The sequence below is a fragment of the Methyloceanibacter marginalis genome (assembly GCF_001723295.1).
Classification (GTDB): Bacteria; Pseudomonadota; Alphaproteobacteria; order Rhizobiales; family Methyloligellaceae; genus Methyloceanibacter; species Methyloceanibacter marginalis.
Genome location: NZ_LPWD01000026.1, coordinates 1 through 6,875 on the forward strand (window position 1 = coordinate 1; position 6,875 = coordinate 6,875).

At 65.4% G+C, this 6,875-nt stretch carries 6 protein-coding genes and 3 pseudogenes; 5 read left to right on the forward strand and 4 right to left on the reverse strand.

What is annotated here, in order from left to right; genetic code table 11:
* The coding region (locus AUC71_RS01200; RefSeq protein ID WP_141701359.1) for an MBL fold metallo-hydrolase at positions 1 to 178 on the reverse strand (178 nt) is incomplete at its 3' end.
* A gap of 23 nt (positions 179 to 201) precedes the next feature.
* Here AUC71_RS01200 and ruvX point away from each other — a divergent pair.
* Positions 202 to 690 (forward strand): Holliday junction resolvase RuvX, encoded by a 489-nt coding sequence (gene ruvX, locus AUC71_RS01205; RefSeq protein WP_083237967.1) that lies wholly within the window; start codon positions 202 to 204, stop codon positions 688 to 690.
* Here ruvX and AUC71_RS01210 read toward each other — a convergent pair.
* The 3 genes from AUC71_RS01210 to AUC71_RS01215 all read right to left on the reverse strand — a co-directional run bounded on the left by AUC71_RS01210 (position 687) and on the right by AUC71_RS01215 (position 3,591).
* Complete coding sequence (locus AUC71_RS01210; protein WP_069622789.1) at positions 687 to 1,241, reverse strand: disulfide bond formation protein B; 555 nt, start codon at positions 1,239 to 1,241, stop codon at positions 687 to 689. The genes ruvX and AUC71_RS01210 overlap by 4 nt on opposite strands.
* 12 nt (positions 1,242 to 1,253) lie before the next feature.
* Positions 1,254 to 1,409: a DUF5993 family protein gene (locus AUC71_RS19915; RefSeq protein ID WP_193427000.1), complete on the reverse strand. Its 156-nt coding sequence runs from the start codon at positions 1,407 to 1,409 to the stop codon at positions 1,254 to 1,256.
* Between the two features lie 523 nt (positions 1,410 to 1,932).
* Positions 1,933 to 3,591 (reverse strand): isovaleryl-CoA dehydrogenase, encoded by a 1,659-nt coding sequence (locus AUC71_RS01215; RefSeq protein ID WP_069622790.1) that lies wholly within the window; start codon positions 3,589 to 3,591, stop codon positions 1,933 to 1,935.
* Positions 3,592 to 3,687: 96 nt separating this feature from the next.
* On the opposite strand from AUC71_RS01215, the gene AUC71_RS01220 reads away from it, so the two are divergent.
* The 4 genes and pseudogenes from AUC71_RS01220 to AUC71_RS01235 form a co-directional block, all read left to right on the forward strand.
* Positions 3,688 to 4,644, forward strand: a complete 957-nt coding sequence (locus AUC71_RS01220; RefSeq protein ID WP_069622791.1) for an aspartate carbamoyltransferase catalytic subunit — start codon at positions 3,688 to 3,690, stop codon at positions 4,642 to 4,644.
* Between the two features lie 5 nt (positions 4,645 to 4,649).
* Positions 4,650 to 5,979 (forward strand): annotated as a pseudogene (locus AUC71_RS01225) (dihydroorotase).
* A gap of 69 nt (positions 5,980 to 6,048) precedes the next feature.
* A pseudogene (gene plsY, locus AUC71_RS01230) lies at positions 6,049 to 6,641 on the forward strand (glycerol-3-phosphate 1-O-acyltransferase PlsY).
* Between the two features lie 46 nt (positions 6,642 to 6,687).
* Positions 6,688 to 6,875 (forward strand): annotated as a pseudogene (locus AUC71_RS01235) (DNA-processing protein DprA); the annotation flags it as partial.

Consider the following 6,875-nt stretch of genomic DNA (forward strand, 5'->3'; position numbering starts at 1 on the left):
CGAGATGGTCCTCATGGCCGTGTGTCAGCGCCACATGGGTGATGCCCTCGATCACCTTATGCATGGGGATCTCCGCCTTCTCGAACGTGGCATTGCCGGTCAGGAAGGGATCGATCAGGATACGGCTCTCGCCGGTCTCGACGCGAAAGCAGGAATGGCCGAACCACGTAATCTTCATCGTCTCACCCTTAGTTTGCTCCTGTGACAGCAGCCCCGCCCCTTCCTATCGAAGACTTGCCTGCGAGGCTACAGCGCGACGCGCGGCTGCTCGGGCTCGATGTGGGCACCAAGACCGTGGGTCTTGCCCTGTCGGACGTGACCCGGTCGATTGCCACCCCCTACGAGACCATCAGACGCACGAAGTTCACCGCCGATGCCAAGGCCATCGCCGCCATCGCCGCCAAAGAGGGCGTCGGCGCCCTGGTGATCGGCATGCCATTCAATTTCGACGGCAGCGAAGGGCCGCGCGCCCAGTCGACGCGCGCTTTCGCACGCAATCTTGCCGCACATGTCGATCTGCCGATGATTTTCTGGGATGAGCGGCTGTCGACCGCGGCCGTCGAGCGCCATCTGATCGAGGCGGATGCGTCCAGAAAGCGCCGGGCCGAGGTCATCGACCGCATGGCCGCCGCCTATATTCTGCAAGGCGCGCTGGACCGGCTCAGGAACCTGGCGGCATCACCGCCCTAAGGCGAGCTTTGGAACAGGATGTAGTCCTTCGGCTCGTCCGGACAGAAGCCGGCGCCGCAGAGCGCGATCGTCGAGAAGATGTTCGCGACGGCCAGGACCAGAAACAAGAGCAGCGCCGACAATGGCAGCGGCTTCAGCCGGACCGACATAGGCTCGGCCCGCGAGAACTGCCGGTCGTCGAGCAGCATGATGGCGCAGCCCACCACAATGACGACGAAGGCGATGAACGCCCACGTGTACAGATGCAGCCCGAACACGGGATTGCCGTATGAGCCCGTTCCGGGAACGATGTGGATGAGAATCTGTCGCATCGCGATGGCGGCTCCGCCCACAGCGCCGATAATGGCGACGCCATAATGGCTCGGCTTCGGCCCGAAGATGATGTTCAGCGCGATCCCGAAACCCGCGGCGAAAAAGCCGACACGCTGCAGAATGCACAGCGGACACGGGAGGTCGCGGAACCAAATCTGATCGATGAAGGCGAGCGCCAGCACCGTACCGATGCCAAGAAGCCCGACGGCATTCAGCAGCCTCGATAGGTCGCCCGACACGCGGTTCTCCCCCTAGAGCTGGATGCTCAAGACCTCGGTCACGTGGACGCGGAACAAGACGAGCATCGTCACGAGCCCGACGACCCAGAAACCCATGGCCACGCCGCGCTGGCGCATCCAAGCCGCGCCAAGTCCACACGCAAAGAGAACAAAGGGTAAGCTCATCATATCCAGCCCTCCCGATTGTCCCCCAGCCGGCGCCGAAGTTCCCTCAACCGGCCATTCCATCTTATTGATTCGCTTGCCTTGCAAGGTATTGAAGTTCGCCCCCTGCTGGCAAGCCTGCCCTCATCCTCCGAGCGCGACGAGGCCGCCCATGGTCAGGGCGGCCTCCTGCTCTAATGGTCCTCAGCCTCGCCGCCGGCCTACCAGCAAGCCATGCAGCGGCAGCCGCGGACCGGGCGGCACTATAGCGGAACCCGGGCGGACAACGCCCCCAGCCGCGGCAAGCGATCTGGCCGATCGGCGAATAATTCTTGGCAACGCCGGGAAGATTCGCGCCCGCCGAGTTCCAGGTCAGGGCCTCGGCCTTCCACGCGACACCACCTGCGAGCAGCACCGCTGCCGCTAATCCAAGAGAAATTGCCAGTCTACGCATCTCGAGCCTCCTGGTTGGATCATGACCCATCCTCAGCCCAGTGATCTTAGCCGAGTCCCTATGGCGGTGGGATGTCATTCCAGTATCGACACATCATGCGACGTGCGGTGTGGCGCGGTCGAGGATCGCGCGCGCATCAAGTCCCACGGTGCCGGCGCCATAGGTGCTGCGCCACGTCCCCTGAAGCCGCGTGGCCAGAAAGGCATCACTCACTGCCGAAGGCGCATGGGTGAGCAGAAGCGCGCCCGCCTGCGCGAGCGCCAGCTGCTCGACCAGGGTGCGGGCCACGCTCTGATCGCGCATGGCCTGGGCGAGCAGCGTCTCGATGCGATCGAGCGCGGCCTTCAGGCGCGGTTCCTGCCCGCCCGCCTGATCCATGCCTTCAAGCACCGACCGCAATGTTTCGGGCGAACGCTCCAACACGCGCAGCACGTCGAGGCACATCACGTTACCCGATCCTTCCCAGATGGCGTTGACCGGCACCTCGCGATAGAGCAGCGGAAAACCGCCCTCCTCCACATAGCCATTGCCACCCATGCACTCCATGGCCTCGGTGACGAGGCTCGGCGCGGTCTTGCACACCCAGTATTTCGTGACCGGCGTCATCAGACGGCGATAGGCGCTCTCCGCTTCGTCCGCACCCCCGTCGAAAGCCCGCGCCAGCCGGAACGACAGCGCGGTCGCCGCCTCGACGTCGAGCGCCATGTCGGCGAGCACTTGGGCCATCAGCGGCTGATCGATCAGCAATCTCTGGAACACGCTGCGATGCCGCGCGTGATGGATGGCGCGCGCGAGCGCTTGGCGCGTCAAGCCGGCCGACGACACCGCGCAATCGAGCCGCGTCAGCGTCACCATGTCGATAATGGTGGGAACGCCCCGGCCCTTTTCGCCCACGAGGAACCCTTGAGCATTCTCAAACTCAATCTCGGATGACGCGTTGGACCGGTTGCCGAGCTTGTCCTTCAGCCGCACCAGCCTCAGCCCGTTCAATGCGCCATCCGGCGTGAGGCGCGGCAGCAGGAAGCAGCTCAAGCCGTCTTTCGCCTGCGCCAGAACGAGAAACGCATCGGACATCGGCGCGGAGAGAAACCATTTATGCCCGGTGATGGCATAGGTCTCTTCGTCGAGGCGCTCCGCCCGGGTGGTGTTGGCCCGCACATCCGTGCCGCCTTGCCGTTCGGTCATGCCCATGCCGAGCGTCACCGCCGTCTTCGTCCCCGCCGGCACCGCCCCCGGGTCATAGGTCCGGCTCAGGATCTTCGGCAGCCATGCGGCCGCAAGGGCCGGCGCGTGGCGGAGCGCGGCCACGGACGCATGGGTCATGGTGATCGGGCAGCAATGCCCGGGCTCCATCTGAGCCGCCATGTAGAAGCCGCCGGCACGTCCCACGTGCGCGCCTGGCTTGGGCGCAGCGCCCGTCAGCAGATGCTCCCAGGTCGAGCAATGGAGGCCCTGGGCCATGCTGATGGCCATCAGCTCGTGATAGGCGGGATGAAACGCCACCCGGTCGACGCGCTGCCCCTGGGCATCGAAATTCTGCAGGTCCGGCGGATGGGCGTTGGCGCAGCGCCCGAGCTCGATCGCCGCGGCGCTGCCGGCGACGCCACCGAAAACCTCGAGATCGGCGGCCGCCCATTCGGCGCCCTCGCGCGCCACCGCCGCCCGCAGCGCTTGGTCCGAGGTGAACAGGTTCACGTCGATAAAGGGCGGGCTCTGATTGAAGGCGGGATCGTCCCGGATCGGATCGGCCATGGTCTCACCGTGCCAAAGCTCCGTTACGGCGAGCTTACCTTAAATGCGCAGGGATGCTTGATGCCCGCGCAGGTCGGGCTTATACAGTGCCCTTTAATGAGCATCGCGGCAGAAGCGCTCCCAGCGCCGTTTCCACATCGCCATCTTCTCGGGATAGAAGGTCTTTCCAGCAGCGAGATTACGGCGCTGCTCGACCTGTCCGAGGAGGCCGCCAAGCGTGGCCGTCAGGTGGACAAAAAGCGCGACGACCTGCGCGGCCGTACCCTCATCAATCTCTTCTTCGAAGCCTCGACCCGCACCCAAAGCTCGTTCGAGCTGGCCGGCAAGCGCCTCGGCGCCGACGTGATGAACATGTCGATCCCGACCTCGTCCATCAAGAAGGGCGAGACCCTGATCGACACGGCGGTCACGCTGAACGCCATGCGCCCTGACCTGCTCGTGGTGCGCCACCATGCCGCCGGCGCGGTCGAGCTGCTCTCCCAGAAGGTCGACTGCTCGGTGATCACGCGGGCGACGGCAGCCACGGAGCATCCGACCCAGGCGCTGCTCGACGCCCTGACCATCCGGCGCCACAAGAACCGCATCGAGGGCCTGATCGTGGCGATCTGCGGCGACATCCTTCACTCGCGCGTCGCCCGCTCGAATATCCTTCTGCTCAACGCGCTCGGCGCCCGGGTCCGTGTCGTCGCGCCCTCGACCCTGCTCGGCGCCGCCGTCGACCGGCTCGGCGTCGAGGTCTACACCTCGATGCATGAAGGTCTGAAGGACGCCGATATCGTGATGATGCTGCGCCTCCAGCGCGAGCGCATGGTGTCGAGCCTGATCCCGAGCCAGCGGGAATATTTCCACTTCTACGGCCTCGACTACGACAAGCTGGCCCGCGCCAAACCCGACGCGCTCATCATGCATCCCGGGCCCATGAACCGCGGCGTGGAGATCGATTCCAACGTGGCCGACGATGCCCGCAGCGTCATCCGCGAACAGGTGGAGATGGGGGTTGCCGTGCGCATCGCCGTGCTTCAAGCGCTCGCCCGGCATCTGCCCAACCAATGACCGCCATGGACGCCCAGCACGAGCAACACGACACCGACCGCCGCCGTCCGCACCAGCCGCTGGCGCTGGTCAATGCGCGGCTGGTCGACCCTGCATCGGGGCTCGACGCGTTCGGCGGCCTCCTCATCGAGAACGGCGTCATTGCCGATCTCGGCATGCACATCATGGAGGGATCGGTCGAAGGCGCGGAGTCGCTCGATTGCGGCGGGCGCACGGTCGCGCCCGGGCTCATCGACATGATGGTGTTTTGCGGCGAGCCCGGTCATGAGCACCGCGAGACCTTGGCGACCGCGAGTCGCGCCGCGGCTGCCGGCGGCGTCACCACCATTTGCTGCATGCCCAACACCGATCCGGTGATCGACGACGTGGCTCTCGTGGACTTTATTTTGCGCCGCGCCCGCGATACCGCCCTCGTCCATGTCCATCCCATGGCGGCGATGACCCGCGACCTGAAGGGTGAGGAAATGGCGGAGATCGGCCTGCTGCGCGACGCAGGCGCTGTCGCCTTCACCAACGGCAAGACGAGCGTGGCCTCCGCCCGCCTCATGCGCAACGTCCTGTCTTACGCCAATGATTACGGCGCGCTGGTGGTGCATCACTTGGAGGACGACTCTCTCACCCAGGACGGCGTGATGAACGAGGGCGAGGTGGCGACGCGTCTCGGCTTGCGCGGCATTCCGACTGCGGCCGAGACCATCATGCTCGAACGCGATATCCGTCTGGTCGAACTCACCGGCGCCCGCTATCACGCGGGCCAGATTTCCTGCCGCGCTTCGCTTGAGGTGATCCGCGCCGCCAGCCCGCGGCCTCCCCGTCACCTGCGGTGTCTCCGTCAATCATCTCACGCTGAATGAGAACGACATCGGCTCCTATCGAACCTTCTTCAAGATGAAGCCGCCGCTGCGCACGGAGGACGACCGCCAAGCCATGGTCGAGGGCGTGTCGCGCGGCGATATCGATGTGATCGTCTCGGCGCATGATCCGCGGGGCGCCGAAGGAAAACGCCGGCCCTTCGCCGAGGCCAATGACGGCGCGGTCGGTCTCGAGACCCTGCTCAGCGCCGCACTCCGCCTCTACCATAACGGCGAGGTCTCGCTTCATCGCCTCTTGGACGCTCTCTCGTCGCGGCCGGCCGAGCTCTTGGGCCTCAGCGGGGGGCGGCTCGCCAAGGGCGCGACGGCCGATCTCGTCCTGATCGATCTCGAAATGCCCTGGAAGGTCGAGCCCGAGCGGCTGCGCTCGAAGTCCAAGAATACCCCCTTCGACGAGGCACGCTTCGAAGGCCGGGCGCTTGTGACATTCGTTGCCGGACGGCCCGTCTATCATTACGGTTAAACCGGCTCGCCGCATTCAAGAGGATGATCGATGCCCCCTTCCGAGGACTGGAGCGCGGTTGTCCCGTTGATGCTCGGGCTTGTCTCCTTAAGTTTTGTCGTCGGCTATCTCCTCGGCTCGATTCCGTTCGGCCTCATCCTCACGAGACTTTCCGGCGGCGGTGACGTCCGCAAGATCGGCTCCGGCAATATCGGTGCGACCAATGTCTTGCGCACCGGCAACAAGCCGCTGGCCGCTCTCACTCTCCTTCTCGACGTGCTCAAAGGGACCGCCGCCGTCTGGTTGGGTTCGCATTTCGGACTCTACGCAGCCATGTTCGCCGGCCTCGGCGCCTTTCTCGGCCATCTCTACCCGGTCTGGCTCGGATTTCGCGGCGGCAAAGGTGTCGCCACCTATATCGGCGTGGCGCTCGGTCTTTATTGGCCTGCGGCGGTCGCGTTTTGCATCGTCTGGCTCCTGGTCGCCGTCACGACGCGCTATTCTTCACTCTCCGCGCTCGTGGCAAGCGCGGCCACTGTCGGGGCGCTTGCGCTCACGGGACAATCTCGCTTGCGGTCCTCTTCGCTTTGCTTACCGCTCTTCTCTACGTCCGCCACGCCGCGAATATCCGCCGCCTCACGAGCGGCGAGGAGACGCGTATTGGCGAGAAACAAAAAGCCTGAGGCCGGCACACGCCTCAACGACGCCCAGCGTCTCGCCTGGCTGCGGTTGATCCGCAGCGAGAATGTCGGCCCCGCCACGTTCCGTGCCTTGGTCAACCAGTTCGGCGGCGCGCAAGCCGCGATCGAAGCGCTGCCGGACCTGTCGCGGCGCGGCGGGCGGGCGCAAGAGATTCGCCTCGGCAGCGTCGCGGACGCCGAGGCCGAGATCGAAGCCGCGCGCGCGGTGGGCGCCCA